17 protein-coding genes are annotated in these 16662 nt (G+C 34.4%); 10 read left to right on the top strand and 7 right to left on the bottom strand.

All coding sequences use genetic code 11. The features are described 5' to 3' along the window. Positions 1 to 21: 21 nt before the first annotated feature. Positions 22 to 528 (bottom strand): pyridoxamine 5'-phosphate oxidase family protein, encoded by a 507-nt coding sequence (locus J7E44_RS02095; RefSeq protein ID WP_214825081.1) that lies wholly within the window; start codon positions 526 to 528, stop codon positions 22 to 24. Between the two features lie 263 nt (positions 529 to 791). Here J7E44_RS02095 and J7E44_RS02090 point away from each other — a divergent pair, with 263 nt between their 5' ends. Continuing rightward, on the top strand, positions 792 to 2030 hold the full coding sequence (locus J7E44_RS02090; protein ID WP_214825078.1) for a Na+/H+ antiporter: 1239 nt from the start codon (positions 792 to 794) through the stop codon (positions 2028 to 2030). Between the two features lie 3 nt (positions 2031 to 2033). On the opposite strand, the gene J7E44_RS02085 is transcribed toward J7E44_RS02090, so the two are convergent. Continuing rightward, complete coding sequence (locus J7E44_RS02085; protein WP_214825074.1) at positions 2034 to 3200, bottom strand: helix-turn-helix domain-containing protein; 1167 nt, start codon at positions 3198 to 3200, stop codon at positions 2034 to 2036. 255 nt (positions 3201 to 3455) lie between these two features. On the opposite strand from J7E44_RS02085, the gene J7E44_RS02080 reads away from it, so the two are divergent. From J7E44_RS02080 to J7E44_RS02055, 6 genes are all read left to right on the top strand, one after another. Continuing rightward, on the top strand, positions 3456 to 6368 hold the full coding sequence (locus tag J7E44_RS02080) for a TonB-dependent receptor (protein ID WP_214825071.1): 2913 nt from the start codon (positions 3456 to 3458) through the stop codon (positions 6366 to 6368). Positions 6369 to 6378: 10 nt separating this feature from the next. Continuing rightward, positions 6379 to 7206, top strand: coding sequence for a tyrosine-protein phosphatase (locus tag J7E44_RS02075; protein WP_214825068.1), 828 nt, complete (start codon positions 6379 to 6381; stop codon positions 7204 to 7206). Positions 7207 to 7285: 79 nt separating this feature from the next. Further along, positions 7286 to 8080 carry a helix-turn-helix domain-containing protein gene (locus J7E44_RS02070; RefSeq protein ID WP_214825065.1) on the top strand — a complete coding sequence of 265 codons (795 nt, stop codon included), beginning with the start codon at positions 7286 to 7288 and terminating at the stop codon, positions 8078 to 8080. A gap of 212 nt (positions 8081 to 8292) precedes the next feature. Next, the gene (locus J7E44_RS02065) at positions 8293 to 9249 is read left to right on the top strand and encodes a nitrilase family protein (RefSeq protein WP_214825062.1); all 957 of its coding nucleotides are present in this window, start codon (positions 8293 to 8295) and stop codon (positions 9247 to 9249) included. 150 nt (positions 9250 to 9399) lie between these two features. Beyond that, on the top strand, positions 9400 to 10008 hold the full coding sequence (locus tag J7E44_RS02060) for a Crp/Fnr family transcriptional regulator (protein WP_214825059.1): 609 nt from the start codon (positions 9400 to 9402) through the stop codon (positions 10006 to 10008). A 91-nt stretch (positions 10009 to 10099) separates the two neighbouring features. Continuing rightward, a complete protein-coding gene (locus J7E44_RS02055) occupies positions 10100 to 10744 on the top strand; it encodes an NADPH-dependent F420 reductase (protein WP_214825056.1) in 645 nt (214 codons plus the stop codon). A 61-nt stretch (positions 10745 to 10805) separates the two neighbouring features. Here J7E44_RS02055 and J7E44_RS02050 read toward each other — a convergent pair whose 3' ends face one another. The 4 genes from J7E44_RS02050 to J7E44_RS02035 form a co-directional block, all read right to left on the bottom strand. Then, entirely contained in the window at positions 10806 to 11165 is a 360-nt protein-coding gene (locus tag J7E44_RS02050) for a rhodanese-like domain-containing protein (protein WP_214825053.1), read from the bottom strand. Beyond that, complete coding sequence (locus J7E44_RS02045) at positions 11162 to 11464, bottom strand: DUF3817 domain-containing protein (RefSeq protein ID WP_214825050.1); 303 nt, start codon at positions 11462 to 11464, stop codon at positions 11162 to 11164. Before J7E44_RS02045 ends, J7E44_RS02050 begins: the two co-directional genes overlap by 4 nt. 2 nt (positions 11465 to 11466) lie before the next feature. After that, positions 11467 to 11925, bottom strand: a complete 459-nt coding sequence (locus tag J7E44_RS02040) for a hypothetical protein (protein WP_214825047.1) — start codon at positions 11923 to 11925, stop codon at positions 11467 to 11469. Positions 11926 to 11995: 70 nt separating this feature from the next. Beyond that, a complete protein-coding gene (locus tag J7E44_RS02035) occupies positions 11996 to 12586 on the bottom strand; it encodes a TetR/AcrR family transcriptional regulator (RefSeq protein ID WP_214825044.1) in 591 nt (196 codons plus the stop codon). A 197-nt stretch (positions 12587 to 12783) separates the two neighbouring features. Here J7E44_RS02035 and J7E44_RS02030 point away from each other — a divergent pair, with 197 nt between their 5' ends. The 3 genes from J7E44_RS02030 (at position 12784) to J7E44_RS02020 (ending at position 15793) form a co-directional block, all read left to right on the top strand. Beyond that, positions 12784 to 14013 carry an MFS transporter gene (locus J7E44_RS02030; RefSeq protein WP_251040452.1) on the top strand — a complete coding sequence of 410 codons (1230 nt, stop codon included), beginning with the start codon at positions 12784 to 12786 and terminating at the stop codon, positions 14011 to 14013. 123 nt (positions 14014 to 14136) lie between these two features. After that, positions 14137 to 14718, top strand: coding sequence for a 5'-methylthioadenosine/S-adenosylhomocysteine nucleosidase family protein (locus J7E44_RS02025; protein ID WP_214825041.1), 582 nt, complete (start codon positions 14137 to 14139; stop codon positions 14716 to 14718). Between the two features lie 181 nt (positions 14719 to 14899). Beyond that, positions 14900 to 15793, top strand: coding sequence for an MBL fold metallo-hydrolase (locus J7E44_RS02020; protein WP_214825038.1), 894 nt, complete (start codon positions 14900 to 14902; stop codon positions 15791 to 15793). 22 nt (positions 15794 to 15815) lie between these two features. On the opposite strand, the gene J7E44_RS02015 is transcribed toward J7E44_RS02020, so the two are convergent. Next, positions 15816 to 16274 carry a PPC domain-containing DNA-binding protein gene (locus tag J7E44_RS02015; protein ID WP_214825035.1) on the bottom strand — a complete coding sequence of 153 codons (459 nt, stop codon included), beginning with the start codon at positions 16272 to 16274 and terminating at the stop codon, positions 15816 to 15818. Positions 16275 to 16662 lie beyond the last annotated feature (388 nt).

The following is a 16662-nucleotide window of genomic DNA, read 5'->3' as shown; positions in this document are numbered from 1 at the left end:
CAGCCTCTTTTTTACTTTCTATTATAAAGTGGCATTACCTTCTATGCCGTCAGAGTTATTTGTTTTAATTCCTGTAACCGCGGCTGCCACGAAACTTAAAATGCTCACTAATTTTCCAGCCTTTGTATCCCAATAATAGGTTTCTTTAGGCTCTACCCGAATAATAGATACATTTGGATCATCTTTACCATCGAACCATGCTTTAGCCATAGCTGACCATTTTTCTTCAATGGTTGCTTTGTCTTTATACACAGAAGCAACACCATACACGGAGAGATACTGTGAATCATCATTATTCATAAAAAAAAGCTGAACTCTGCGGTCTTCTTTAATTTCGAAATTTTTATTACTGGTCTCACTACTGATAAACCATAGGTTTCCATTGTCATCTGTTTCCTGTAGAGTCATTGGTCGTGAGTTGACCGGAACTGTCTCTAGTTCAGTACAAAACATACAAATTCTTGCTTTCGTAGAAAGTTCCTGAATTTTTTTAATTGCTTCCAGATGGGTAATATTTTTTGTTGACATAATATAATATTTTGAGTGATTGGTTAAGAATATAGGATGAAATGAATGATCATTTTCAGAGTTAATACTTCAAAAACCTGACCATATTTTATAATATCAAAATTTACATTCCATTAAAGAGCTCTATCTTTTTTTTTCAATAGTCTTCCGTTTAAAATGACTAGTAAAAAATATAGAGCTTTACTCGAAATAATTATTTTTGTTACTTTTATAAGTTCAACAATCAATTATAACTGTAAACTTTCTGAAATACGATAAGCCTGATGGAAAACTATGCTGTCATTTTAGTGATAATGGCCTTGATGATCGGGGTATCCGGTTTGGCGGGTAAAATAAAGATTCCCGTACCGATGTTACTTTTAATTGTAGGTGTAATGATAGGTTTTGTACCCGCTATGCCTGAAGTTGAAATGAATCCGGAGATCATTATGTTACTTTTTCTTCCACCGTTATTATACGATGCCGCTTTTAATATTTCGTTTCAACAGTTTAAAACCAATCTCAATACGATTGGTACCTTGGCAATAGGACTTGTTTTTATGACAACGGCAGGAATTGCTGTATTGGCATATTATTTAATTCCGGGAATGACCTGGCCATTGGCTTTTGTTTTAGGAGCTATTCTTTCTGCTACCGATGCTGTCGCTGCATTAGGTGTAACAAAAGGGTTGGGTCTTTCTCATAAAACAATGACCATATTGGAAGGGGAAAGTTTGATTAATGACGCTTCAGCCTTGGTTGCTTATCGATTTGCAGTAGCTGCCGTAACGGGAGTTGCCTTCGTAACGTGGAAAGCATCTGTTGAGTTTTTATGTGTTTTAGGTGGTGGTTTTCTGGTTGGTTGGATTATTTTTAGAGCTTTAGCCTTAACGATCGGCTTCTTTCGTAAAGATGCAATGGTGGTAAACAGTTTAATTCTTTTAATGCCTTTCGTAACTTATCTTATTGCGGAGCATTTCAAAGTATCAGGAGTAATTGCTGTTGTTGTTCTTGGTTTAGGAATGTCTAAATTGAGCAGGACAAAATTTCCTGATCATGTTAAGGAACAATCACGTAATTTTTGGGATATTATTATTTTTCTTCTTAATGGGTTGATATTTTTATTGATAGGCCTCGAATTTCCTATTATTTTAAAGAAAATGCCTCAAATTCAGTTATGGACATATGCCGGTTATGCAGGAATAATTGTTATCGTCACTTTATTGATCAGAATGGCGCGGGTATATCTACAACAGTTCAATCTTCAAAAAGCTTTTCAGGGGAAAAGGAGGATTAGTGAAGAGGCTTTATTTGATTCTAAAACCAGCTTTATTATAACTTGGTCCGGAATGCGGGGAATTGTTTCTTTAGCTATTGCATTAGGTCTTCCGACAACCATTAATGAAGGTGAACCTTTTCCAATGCGTAATGAAATTATTTTTCTATCTGTAGTTGTGGTTCTGATCTCGCTATTAGGACAGGGGCTAACCTTACCCTGGATTGTGAAAAAGTTTAAACTCTGAAAATTAAACGCTTCTACCATATAAATTACCAAATCCTGATTCTTTATTTTCCTGTATCAGGCTTTTATAATAAGTGGAAGGGGTTTGTCCGATTATCTCTTTAAAATAGCGATTGAAAGAAGATTTAGATTTAAACCCAGCATCATAAGCAAAGGATAAAAAATTGATATTCTCATTCTTTTCAATAGCTCTTTCTACAATATTTTTAAAATAATCAATGCGGTATTCATTGATGTAACGGTAGAAGGGCTTGTTCTTATAACCATTCAGCATTTCGCTGATCTGATATTTATTGATTTCTGTTTGGTGTGCCAGCTCATCTAGATTTAGATCACAGTTTCTAAAGAGCTGTTGTTTTTTCATCGAATTATCCATTTTCTGCCATAAATCATTGAATTTTAAATCATAATCAACCGTATTTAATGGACTGTCCTTTGTGGAATTTTGTACTATGGATATTTTTAACCTATCATCGGAATGGGTTTGAGGAAGAGAAACAATTTCAGTTTTCAGGCTTTTCCTTATGATTAATAGACAAATCACCAATAATAAAAAGTAGGCAATACTTCTAATCGAAATAGTAATGATCTGAGCTTCTTCAGGATAGATATATAGCAAACTTTTGGAAATAACAACTCCGGATTCCATTAATAATAGGCAGTAAGAGATCCTCAGTATAGCATCATACTCAATCTTTTCCAGAATCTTAAACTTAGCTTTTCGCGCAATTAAAATACTTTTTACAGGGTAGTATAGATTAATGATGAAGATTAAATTTAAGCTCAAATTATTGTATAGATCGAGCAGTCTCTGATCAACATGATTTAGAATAACGAAGACACATGAGATTGTAAAATAAGCAATCATCAATAAAAAGAGTGGGATGAAAATATACCATTTACGAGCAATAGAAAATCTCTTTTTTGTTTTGCTTAAAGTATATAAATAAATTAAAGGACCATAACAGACGCCAATAAACGTATTCATCTGCTGCCTGATACTCTCATCAGGAATAAAATTGAATATAACAAACTTAATTGTTAAATGGACGGCAATTGCCGAAAGCAGGAAAATAAACAGATAATTCGAAGATGATTTTTTCTCCCTGAACTGTAAAAGCCAAAGTGCCACAAGTGCCTGAAAAGCTCCGATGATAATGATATACTGCATTCCTTAGGTTTGTACAAAAATAAATACAAAAAAAGGACTTAGTGATTATGAAATTATTATTTATCTATTAAAGTTTTTATTAAATTATTAATATTGAGTTCATAAATAAATAACAATTAGTTAAATTAGTATAAATACTTAATATTCAATACATTAAAGGTACTAAACCAACGAGTGACACGTTTCTGAATATGATTTTTTTTCAAGGACGATATAAAGTAAGAATCTGTCCAATTTTGTCATCAAAAAAAATCTATGAACTATTTTATTGATTTTTCAAAACGAAGGTCAGGGATCATTCAGATATCCGCTTTTTTCTTAATTGCTTCTTTTGGAACCATCCATGCACAAACCATAAAAGGTACTGTTGTAGGCAAAACAAATGGTGCTCTTCCCGGAGCTAATATTTCGATTGTAGATGCTGATGCCAAAACCGTTTCTTCTTTAGATGGGGATTTCAATGTCCTATCCCCAAAATTAGGCGAGATGAACCTTAAAGTAGAATACATTGGCTACGAAACAAAAATTTTTCCTGTTACCATTAAAGAAGGAACTAATGATATCGGATACATCACTATATCTCCAGAAGAAAAATCAACAAAAGACAGGACAGGAAGTATACAGGAAGTGGTATTTACCAGATCTAATGCCTTAACCCAAGCTAAAGCTTATGAAATAAAAAAGAACAACAACGCTATTATGGAGGTTATTGCAGCTGATGCTATTGGAAAGCTTCCGGATCGAAATGCTGCAGAAGCTGTACAAAGGGTTCAGGGAGTTGCTGTTGCCAGATATCATGGTGAAGCAGATCAGGCTACTGTAAGAGGAACTCCTTTTTCCTGGACATCGGCATTGTTTAATGGAAATCGTTTACCTAGTGCTAATGTTCTGGGAAACCGCTCTTTTGTTCTTGATGTCATTCCTTCCGAATTGATCCAGTTTGTACAGGTTTCCAAAGCTATAACTCCAGACATGGATGGTGATGCAATCGGTGGTAGCATCAATTTCATTACTCGAACAGCTCCAGCAAAGAAAACATTGAGTGTAAGTGGTGCCGGAGGATATAATACGTTCTCTCAAGATGGAACTTATAATGGATCGATAGTGTATGGCGACCGTTTTTTCAAGAATAAATTAGGGGTACTCCTGTCGGGAGCAATCTGGGATAGACAATGGGGAGCAGATTCGTTTGATGTTACTTATAACACCGGAGCAGCAACTGATCTTCAGAAAAAGTCTATCAGTACCATCATGATGAAAAGATATATGGGAACCAGAAGAACCATAGGATTGAATGGTGGATTGGAATATAAATTCAATGTCAATAATAAGGTTTATTTCCGGGGAATGTTTAATAAATTCGACGATATCCGTCCTGTTTATGAATCTTATGTAGATTATACAAACAGTCGTTATCAATATAATTTCAGATATTCTCATTATCAGACTGAATTGTATGGAATGGAGTTAGGGGGCGAGCATAGTCTTTCTTCTAAATTAAGTTTGGATTGGATGTTAAGTGATTATCAGGCTAAATATTTCCTGGATACACCACCTACCAATGAAATTAAAGGGCTTCCGATCTCCACCTTCAGACAAAAAATAAATAGTGGATTCAATAATCTTTCCAGTGATGGAAAGCGGTATTGGGGATTCGATTCTCCTAATGGGATAGGGGGTGAGTATATGGATTATGGATCAGATGTGAAAGATCCTAATGAAGTAATGAGTCCTAATAAATTACTGTTATCACAAGTGGTCATTTCTAAATTGGACAACAATGAAAGAGATAAGATTGCAAGGGTGAATTTGAAATATGATATCAATTCCAATATAACTTTAAAAGTAGGAGCAAAATACCGGGACAAAGAACGTACAAGCACTTTCGGATACAATGCTGTTTTTCTTCCTGGTGCATCTTTAGGAATTCCAAATTCTCCGGCATTACTAAGCCTTTCTCAACTGACAACTACAGATCCTCCAAAAGGAACCGGCTTCTTAAATGGAATGAATGGAAATTATAATTCATACATTATGAATCCACCAACAAAAGATCAGCTTTTCCAGATGTTCTCCCCTGAATTTCTTCAACAATTTGGCTTCAGAGACTTTTCAAGTTTGGAATCTAATGCTACCAGTGTTTATACAGGAGAAGAGTCTGTCTTCGCAACATACGCAATGGCTGAAATTAAAGCCAGTGAAAAATTTAAAATCGTTGGTGGATTCAGAAATGAAACAACAAGGTTGACTTTGAATGGGGCTAAAGCAACAAAAGAAGGAACTCCTGCCACAACAGTTATCAGTCCATCTGTGGTAGAAAGCAATTACAATGCATTTCTGCCTATGATTCATTTACGATATAATTTCTCACCTAAAGTAAGTTTAAGATTTGCTTATACCAAATCATTCATCAGACCAAATTTTGGAGATATGTCACCTGGATCCAGTATTGATAATACATCAAATCCATTTACCATTACCAGAGGAAATCCCGATTTGAAGCCTACTTTCAGTCATAATTTTGACATGATGGCAGAATATTATTTCAATAATATCGGGATTCTTTCAGGGGGCTTATTTTATAAGAAAATTTCAAATATTGTATTTTCAAACACCTCTATGCTGAATATCGGTGGAACAGATTATATGGTCACTCAATCTAAAAACCTTCAGGATTCTAATCTATTTGGTTTTGAAGCAGGAATCAATAAGCGTCTCGACTTTTTACCAGGATTCTGGAATGGCTTTGGAGTCGAATTTAATTATACATTTATAAACTCAACCGTTGAAGTTCCCCGAACTGTAGACGGTATTCAGTACTTCGATAAAACAACACTTCCCAATCAGTCTAAAAACCTCTTTAATGCTATCTTATATTACGAAAGTAAAAAATTAATGATCCGTCTGGCTGGAAATTATAGAGGGAAATCAGTGGAAACGATCAATCAAAAATTAGGTCCTGATTATTACATCTGGTCAGATAAAAACTTTACTGTCGATTTTTCTGCAAGTTATGATATCAGTAAAAAAGTAAAAATCTTCATCGAACTCAACAACTTAAGCAATGAAAGCTTAAGGTTATATATGGGTGATAATAAGAAAAGGGTAACCTCAAATGAATGGTATGGAAGCAGAGGACAAATGGGAGTTCGTTGGCAAATATTTTAAAATAATATACATGAAAAAATTAGGAATAACAATGACCATGATGGTTGTTTTGGGTACGACAGTAAATGCACAGATCAGTGACAGCCTTCGTCGTGTCGTGAAAATGGAAGGCGCTTATAATTTCAGAGATACGGGAGGCTATAAAACAACAGATGGTAAAGAAGTCGCACTGGGAAAAGTATACCGAAGTGATGCCATCGATAAATTATCGGATAAAGATCTTAAAACCTTCAAAGACAAAAAAATTGTAACTGTAGTAGATTTCAGAGGGATTGAAGAAGCTAAAAAAGCTCCGGACAGGCTTCCGCAAAATACAAGTTATCTTCTTTGTCCGGCAGGAAGTAATAATCTACCGACAGCTCAGGATATGGTAAAATTCCTGAAGGATAAAAACTTTCTGTTTGACATGTATGGTGAAGGAGGATTACCCTATTTTGGAGAAAGATACAGACCACTATTTGTAAAGCTACTGACCTTACAGCCTAACGAATCTCTTTTGTATCATTGTACCGGTGGAAGAGACAGAACAGGAATGGCCTCCGCATTATTTCTTAAAATATTAGGAGTTCCCCAGGAAGTAATAGAGAGTGATTATGTCGCATCTAATTTTTATCTTTCAAAAAATCCAACGATGAAGCAAATGTACTCCGGGCTTTCTAAAATGTCCGGAATGAGTGATGATGAGATCAAAAAACAGATGGAATTAAGACCGGAACTGATCAGGAACTTCTTTGCTGTTATCAGCAAAAAATACGGAAGTGTAGAAAACTTTTTCCAGGTAGAAATGGGAATAGGCCCCAATGAAATCGCTATTTTAAAGCAAAAATATACCCATTAAATAAATATTCAGTTAGATTTAAATAGGTGGTCTCAGATATGAGGCCGCCTGTTTGTTTATTTTTGATTAATTTTGAAGAATGCAAATTTCGCCACCTAAGCAATTAGCATCTTATATCAAACATTATATCTTTTTAGAAAATCCTGAAGAGGACAGTAAAAATTTACGGTTGTTTGCCGACGGAAACACAGGACTTATCATTTCTGCTGATATCAATATGCAAGATAACGCGGAAACCAATTTACCATCATCTTTTTTTTACGGGCAGCCAACACAGTATAAAGATCTTACAACAAAAGGGAAGTTTTCATTATTGGCAGTCGTTTTTCAACCTTATTTCTTTAATTTACTTTTTAATGTTGCCGCTAAAGAAATTAAAAATGAAATAATTTCAGCCTCAGATATCCTGAAAGATCAGTTGATTCCGTTTCAGGAAAGTCTGTATAATAAGGCAGATCCTCAATCTGTAATTAATGCATTAAATGACTTTTTCCTAAAACTTATTTCTAAAAAAGACACTTCGGATTCATGGCTTATAAAAGCTCAACAGTACCTCCTTCAAAATAAAGGAACAATCTCCTTAAAAGATCTGGAATATTTCACCGGATATTCAGAAAGGCATATTGAAAGAAAGTTTGAAGAACATATTGGAATATCACCCAAAAAGTACAACACGATCATCAGGCTTCATCACTTTTTAAGTCTTATGAAAAATGACATAGACAAAGCAAGTATGACCAATCTTTCTTATGAAGCGGGCTATTCAGATCAATCCCATTTGATCAAAGAATTTAAAAATACCATAGGATTAACTCCTTCTCAGTATCTTAAAACTAAGAATAAATTAGCCGTAAACTTTATAGAGCTTCATTAAGATTTTTATTTCCCACAGATCTCACAGATTATTCGGATGTTTGAGAATGATTTTTATTTCGTATCGTTCTAAAGTTTTATTTAATAGAAATCTGCTTAATCTGCAAAATCCGCAAGAGAAAAAAAGAATCACTCAAAATAGAGCTTAATAAGCAAATGTCGGTTTTTTACAATTTTTAGATCTTCTTGTCATATAATTTTGCTCAAAAAAATATGATCAATCTTAAAATCGCAACCGCACAATTCGAAAACAAAAGCGGAGATAAAGAATATAATCTTTCAATAATAGAAAAGTTAAGCGGAGAAGCAGCTGCTAAAGGATCGCATATTATTGCTTTCCATGAATGTTCCATCACAGGCTACACCTTTGCCAGAAGGCTTAATAGAGAGGAAATGCTTGACATTGCTGAGTTGATTCCTGACGGTAAAAGCGTCCAAAAGTTACAGGAGATTGCTACTCAAAATAATATTACCATTTTAGCAGGTCTTTTTGAAAAAGATGAGCACGACAACCTGTTTAAAGCATACATATGTGTAGATAAAAATGGTTTGGTGGCTAAATATAGGAAGCTACATCCTTTTATAAACCCACACCTTACAGCAGGACAGGAATACTGTGTTTTTGAGATCTATGGATGGAAGTTTGGAATTCTGATCTGTTATGACAATAATATTATTGAAAATGTGAGAGCTACTAAACTTTTGGGAGCAGATGTTATTTTCATGCCCCATGTCACCATGTGTACGCCTTCTTCAAGACCTGGAGCAGGATTTGTAGATCCAACACTTTGGGAGAACCGGGAAACTGACCCTACCTCTTTACGCCTTGAGTTTGATGGAATGAAAGGAAGAGACTGGCTGATGAAATGGCTGCCATCAAGAGCTTATGATAACGGGGCCTATATTGTTTTCTCCAATCCCATCGGAATGGATGATAATCAGTTAAAGAATGGCTGTTCAATGATCATCGATCCTTTTGGAGATATTCTTGCAGAATGTCATTCGTTTGAAGACTCTTTTGTAACAACTATTATCAATCCCGAAAAATTGACTCAAGCTGGAGGTTACCGTTATATCAAAGCAAGAAGACCCGAATTATACAGAGATATTATTGGTCAGGAGCATCAATCGGAACAAAAAGTGGTTTGGCTTACATCAGAAAATGAATAATTAAAAATAAAGGTTTGGTTAATTAACAAAGGAGCACTTCCAATGTACTCCTTTGTTTTGTTTAATTAAGCTTTTATTAAAAGGTAACAGGATAAAAACAATTATAATTAAGGAAGGAATAGTAAATTTGTTATTATAAAATCCATATTTATGAAAGAAAATCTTGTACAAGCTTCAGTAGAACCCTTAATCGATTATTTTAATCGACATATTCCATTGAATGTGGAGGAGCGCGAGCTTGTTACAGAACTTTTCAAACCCAGATTATACCGAAAAAAGCAATATGTTCTTCAGGAAGGAGATGTTTGCAATCAGTTTAATTTTGTAGTCCGTGGGTGCTTACGTATTTATAAAATAGACGAAAAAGGAAATACCCATATTATCCAGTTTGCTCCCGAAAATTGGTGGATAAATGACATCCGAAGCTTTCACAAAAAGCAACCTTCAGAACTTAATATTGATGCTTTAGAAGATACTATGGTTTTGCAGATCAGTCATGAAAATTTAATTACACTATACAAAACGGCACCAAAATTCGACCGGATATTCAGAGTTTTGCTTGAAAACAGTTTTGTTACTTTACAAAACAGATTGCTGCAAAATATAAGTTCTACAGCCGAAGAGCGGTATCTTTCTTTTATGCAAACCTATTCTCAGCTGTCTAATCGTTTGCCACAGACACAGATTGCTTCCTTTTTAGGAATTACTCCGGAATTCCTAAGCAGATTAAGAAACAGACTTGTTAAACCGAAATCTTAAACCAGATCAATAGTATTTCTTAATTTAGTTTATTGGAAAAAGATCTTCTTTCAGCGGATATTTGTAGTATAAATTTTAAAAAGAAATCATTATGACAACATCATCAAAAGTAGCTGTAATTGGCTTAGGAAATATCGGACAGGCTGTAGCCGGAAATATGGCAAAGTCTAATAATAAATTTATTGCTGCGGACAGAAATGTAGAAAAGGCAAAAGAACTTTCTGAAAAATGGAACACTGAATCAAGTGATATTCCAACAGCCGTAAAAACTGCCGATATTATAGTTTTGGCCATTCCTTTTGGAACAATCGCTGGATTTATGAAAGAATATGCTGCAGATTTAGAAGGTAAAATTATTGTAGATCCTTCAAATCCTATTGCTCCGGCTGAAAACGGTGGATTCAAAAAAATCATTGGAGAAAAAGAATCAGCAGGAGAAATTAATAAGAGCTTCTTACCCAAAGGCGCAAAACTAGTTAAAGCATTAGGAACTTTAGGAGCGGGAACTTTATCTGATGCGGCTTATCAAACTCCCGATAGATCAGTCTTATTTTATGCAACCGACGATACAAGCATTGATGATCAGGTTGAAAAACTAATTCATGACAATGGTTTTGACGCTGTTAGAATTGGAGGAATTGATCAATCGATTAGAATTGAAGTTTTTGGTGATCTTCATGAATTCGGAGCACTGGGAAAACCGGTAAATCTATCTGAAGCAAAACAAAAAGTATAAAATACAGAGTTCAGTTATTCTGATAGAAATCGAAAGAGTTTTTAGGCTCTTTCGATTTTTTTTATTCTTTCTTTAAGCTTTTCTCCAGATCACTCCATGCACCTCCATTATATATTTTTGTAAAACCTTTTTCTTTTAAAATGCTTTCAGCTTTTACACTTCTAAGACCATGTGAACAGACTGTGATATATGCTTTTTCCCTATCTAATTCAATATATCTTTCCCTGATCGTTCCCAGAGAAATATTAACAGAACCTTCAATATGTCCTGTTTCATATTCTTTTTCCGTTCTTACATCAAGAATAATTGCCCCTTTTTTTACTAGTTGGGGTAATCCGTTATCCAATGTTTGGTATCGGTAAACGCGATAGCTTACATAGATAACAAGGAGAATTCCCCAGAAAATCAATAAGCTTTTCATAACTTACTTAATATTTTCTTGTCGATATAAAAGGTTCCAAAGGGAATAAAACATGCAAGTAAAACTTTCCATGTGGTTTCTTTAAACTTCCAATGCTGTTCAACACCGACACTTAGGGTATTGAAAAGAAATAAAAGAAACAATGTCCCATGGATAGGTCCCATTATCCTTACAAAAGTGGGATTTCCCATCCAATGTTTCAATGGGACAGCGATGAACACTAACGTTAATAATGAAATTCCTTCCAGGATAGCGAGAATTCGGAGACGTCCGATTTTAGTTTTAAATAAATCTGTCATAATTATCTGAAATAAGGTCTGTTTGCAAGAGGTGAGAAGGGCCAGGGAATGGCGATAAAAATGATAAGCAACCCGATACCAAACCATATAAGCATCGTTTTAAACTTGTCCTTATCTGTTTGTTTACGTTTTGCTAAAGATGATCCTACTGTTATAAGTACAATGGAAATGAGCATCAGGAAAATGTGGATCAGTCCAAAAAATAACAGATCAAAACTTTCTTTTGCTGTCGCAAAGTTTTTCCAGAAATAGGAAACAATTGGACTTTGGGAGTAGAGTGTAATTCCTAAAACGAGCTGAATATGCGCAATAGTAGCTGTCCAATGTCTTAATGAATCATCACTTTTAGAAAACTCTTTGTCCGAAGAGTATCCTTTATAAGCTCTGAATATGGTGTAAATAAGACTTAGTAAAACCAACCATCGGAAGATGGAGTGGAGGAAAGTAAGCGTTTGGTACATAGATCATTTTTAATACGCAGACAAAGATATAATAAAAACATACTAATTAGTATGTTTTTGTTGAAAAAAATTATTGCATTGTGCTAAAATAAGCCTTAAGTTGCTTTAAATAAGTTACATAGACTGATTTGTTATTCTCCAGTTTTCCTAAATTTCTGACTCCCCAATACCCTGACATTACGAAAACAGCAATTCCTTTAGAATCCACATTTTTGTTCACCTTTCCGGTTTCTTTTGCATGATCAATGGATTTAATCATAGCTTCTTCCCATTGCTTTGAAAGATCATTCAATGCTTTTGTAAACTCAATATTCCATGGAGCCATTTCCTGAGTGAGATTAGCTGTAGGACAACCATATTGGACCTTCAAAAATTCATTTTCCATCAGCATAAAATTCATTAACTGATAAATAGTATCCAACGGATTATCGGTATTTTGAAATGGATCTATAAAAGTTTTCTTAAATGAAGATCTCATTAACTCATTAATGATAGCGAGCCCCATTTCATCTTTTGTTTTAAAATGATAATAAAAAGCACCTTTTGTTACCTGAGTAGTGGCAATGATTTCATCTACACTTGTCGTCTGATATCCATGAGAATAAATGAGCTCAAACGCCTTTTGCAGAATATTCAGTCGGGTAGCTTCAGATTTTTTCATTTAGATACTGGTTGGTATTTTCTACAAATAAACAATTTTTTTTAATCATTTCAAATTCAATTCACAGATAAAGCAGTAGTAGGCTTATTTTTTATCTATTATTTTTCTGATAATAAACTACTATTTAAGTTATTTTTATAATACATTATTTCGTCGGAAATTTGTCCTGTTAAAATAACAGTGAAAAACATAGTACAATGAACTATCAAAATGAAATTTCAGTTTCTGGTAAAACAGGAAACAAAAAGATAAGAAAAGGACTTCCTGCTGCATTATGGGCATTAACGATCAGCGCATTTGGTATTGGAACTACAGAATTTGTTATTGTAGGGCTTTTACCTACCGTAGCCGGAGATCTTGGAATATCCATACCATCAGCAGGATTACTGGTAAGCTTGTATGCAATAGGAGTTGCTATCGGAGCACCTGTATTAACAGCATTAACAGGAAAGGTACCTCGCAAAACACTTTTAGTTTCAATCATGCTATTGTTTGTAATCGGAAACGGATTAGCTTCTATAGCACCAGGATTTGTCACTTTAATTTTAGCCAGAATCTTAACAGGTTTTGCACATGGCGTTTACTTTTCCATTGGATCTACCATTGCTGCATCTTTGGTTCCTGAAGAAAAAAGAGCGACGGCAATTTCCATTATGTTCGCGGGTTTAACGTTGGCTATTGTAACCGGGGTTCCGCTGGGAACATTTATAGGGCAGCATTTTGGATGGAGAGCAACCTTTATTGGAGTGGCTATTCTGGGAATTATTGGTTTAATAGCCAGTATGATCCTTGTTCCTGGTCATTTACAAAACGGAAAGACAGCATCTCTCCAACAACAGCTAAAAGTATTGACGAATAAACGTTTGATTTTTGCTTTTCTAATGACCGCAATGGGATATGGAGGAACGTTCGTAGTCTTCACCTATTTGTCTCCAATCCTACAGGAAATTACAGGATTGAAAGAATCTTTAGTTACACTTATCCTGCTGATCTACGGTATTGCTATCGCGCTAGGAAATCTTATCGGGGGAAGATTAGCCAATAAAAATCCTTTGAAAGCCTTATTATGGATGTTTATTGCTCAAGGTATCGTACTTTTCTTATTTTACTTTACAGTACACAGCCCAATACTAAGTATTATAACATTATTTTTCCTTGGAGCATTATCCTTTGCTACTGTTCCGGGATTACAACTTTTGGTCGTTCAGATAGCAGAAAAGGAATTGCCGGGAACAGAAGATGTTGCATCAGGAATTAATATTGCCGCTTTTAATATAGGAATTGCTATTGGTTCTTATTCCGGAGGACTTATCGTAACATCATCTTTAGGAATAGGAAGTACACCCTGGATAGGAGCCTTATTCCTTGTGATTACAGTATTTATTACATTGTATAGTATCAAGCTTGGTAAGAAGCTTTTGAGATAGTTATTACCATATTTTACAATTAAGGCTGTTCAACGATTTGTTCAGCTTTTTTTATGCCCTTTTTGATGAATACATCCTGTTATTATAATATATTTGCAACCGTTATTTCTAAATTATTCACTCATGATAACAATCAATACTGAACATACATATTCCATTTCTGATATCCTTTTTGTTTTTGCTCTGGAATCTGAAGCAGCTGATCTTTTTGATGACACTCATAAACTGATCACAGGAATAGGAAAGGTAAATGCAGCTTCGGCACTTACAAAAGAAATCTATTTAAGGAAACCCAAGCTCATCGTTAATCTGGGTTCTGCGGGAAGTAAGACTTTTAGTAAGGGAAATATCGTTTGTTGTACGAAGTTTATTCAACGTGATATGGACGTAAGAGGACTTGGTTTTAAAAAATACGAAACTCCATTATCAGGAATTCCACCAGTGTTGGAATATGGATTGAAAATGGATAACGTAAAAGAAGGAACATGTGGAAGTGGAGACAGTTTTGAAATGGATCATGTAGAAATTGATTATAACATCGTGGATATGGAAGCTTATCCTTTAGCTCTTATTGCTATGAAAGAAGAAATTCCGTTTTTATGCCTGAAGTACATTTCCGATGATGCAGGAAGTGACGCTGCGGATGATTGGGCTGTACAGGTACATCTTGCTGCTGAAGCATTTAAGAAACTCTTATTTAAATAATTAAATTTATTTCAAGAATTAACCGTTTAATTTTGAAACTTTGATAGACTTTAATAGCTGAAAATTATTTAATTTTACAGTATAAATAAACATTTACCACCAGATCATATCCGATCTGGTGGTCTTTATTTAAATCTGCTATTTAATATTGATAAGATAGTAATCAAATTCAGCAAAGTAAATGAGATCAAAAAGAAGTGCATCGGTCAGAATTCCAATGGGAGAGATTGAGATTTATGTTTTATCAGATGGATATTTTGGAATCGGAGATCCACAGCCAATTCTAGCTCCTGAAATAGAAAAAGAAAAGGTACAGAATGCATTGAAAACTCTCCACTTATCCGAATCTGATTATGAAATGCCTATCACGACACTTCTGATCAAAAAGGGAAATCAGTACATTCTTGTTGATACAGGAGAAGGTTATCATGATCCTGTTAATGCGGGATGGCTTCAGAACAGTATTTTAGAAATAGGAATTTCACCTGAAGAGATTACAGATATCCTAATCACCCATGCTCACCGGGATCATATTGGCGGAATTCTTTCAAAAGAAGGTAGAAGAATATATCCCAATGCAAAATATTATATTTCTGCTCCGGAATATAGCTTCTGGAATAATGATGAAAAAGACTTTTCTAAGAGTAAAATGTCTTCTTACCCAACAGGAAAACTACAGACAGAAATACTTAGGGCCATTAAAAATGATCTGGAAATCTTTGAACCCGGCGATATCCTTTTTTCATGTTTAAAAACAGAATTTGCACCAGGACATACACCGGGGCATATTATCTTTCATGTATTTTCAGAAAATCAATCGATTACCCATCTCGTAGATATTGTTCATTCCCCTTTATTGATCAATCATCCCGACTGGGGTACGCAATGGGATATCAATTTTGAAGAAGGTGTTGCAACAAGAAAAAAGATTTTTGACAACTGCTATAATGATAAAAGACTGGTAACAACCTGCCATCTTCCATGGCCGGGAATCGGATATATCGGCAAAACAGAAGATGGCTGGCTGTGGATTCCTAAAGCACAATCCGATCCTTATACAATAAAGATCGATTAAAGATTATGGTAATGGGGGATTATTAATTGAAACTCCAAGAACTTGTCTTGCCAAGGTTTAAACATTTCTCCATGAACATTTCAGTATTATTAATGGAATAAAAAAGGAATTCTGTACATCCATACACTTTAGCATCCATTAACTGACCTGATAAAGTGGTTTCATTTTTCCATTCCATAGTAGCATTTAAAAATAATACAGGTTTTCCTTCACTTTCTGAAATACAACCCGAAATATCCTGAACATCTATTGGATTATTAAGATGGGTGTATAAATATTGTTTTACAGTGGGATCTAAAAAGCGAAGCGTCATTTCTTTTACAATACCAACTCCCGAAATATTTCCGGATTTAATTTTCTCATACGCTATAAAATCATTTAAAGCTTCTGTGATATTGGCCTTATCCTGAAGCTTTACTATATAGCAATCTTCTATTTTGTGAGCCGTCCATAGGTTACCCGTAACGATTTGTGAATTCATGATGGTTAGTTTTTTTAAAATTAATAGATTTTTTTCTGTTCACAATTTTTTTTAAAGCTTTTCTTTCTTTATTTTTATAATTCTGACTAGTAAGTTCATCTAAAGTCCTGTAAAAGAACCACATTGTGATTTATTTAATACTCTAAAAGAGTAAGATATTTTAGACATACTATATCTTTTAAGCTAATCTTACATGAGCTTCTTAATTCATTTAAGTAAAGAGAAAATATTTTTTCCAAATTTCCTAAAACAGAGATACCACATAGGTACCATGCTTCGTATTTTTTTACTATTTTGCGGGCTTTAAAGAGACCAGTAAATTTTATATACAGTGATTGTAATCATAAAAAATAAATTAGGTATTGGTGTAAATTTGAATTCTCACTTT

This window comes from Chryseobacterium sp. ISL-6 (assembly GCF_018613715.1).
GTDB lineage: Bacteria > Bacteroidota > Bacteroidia > Flavobacteriales > Weeksellaceae > Chryseobacterium > Chryseobacterium paludis.
The sequence above is the reverse complement of the archived record's forward strand: the minus strand, read 5'-3'. Positions and strand labels throughout refer to the sequence as shown.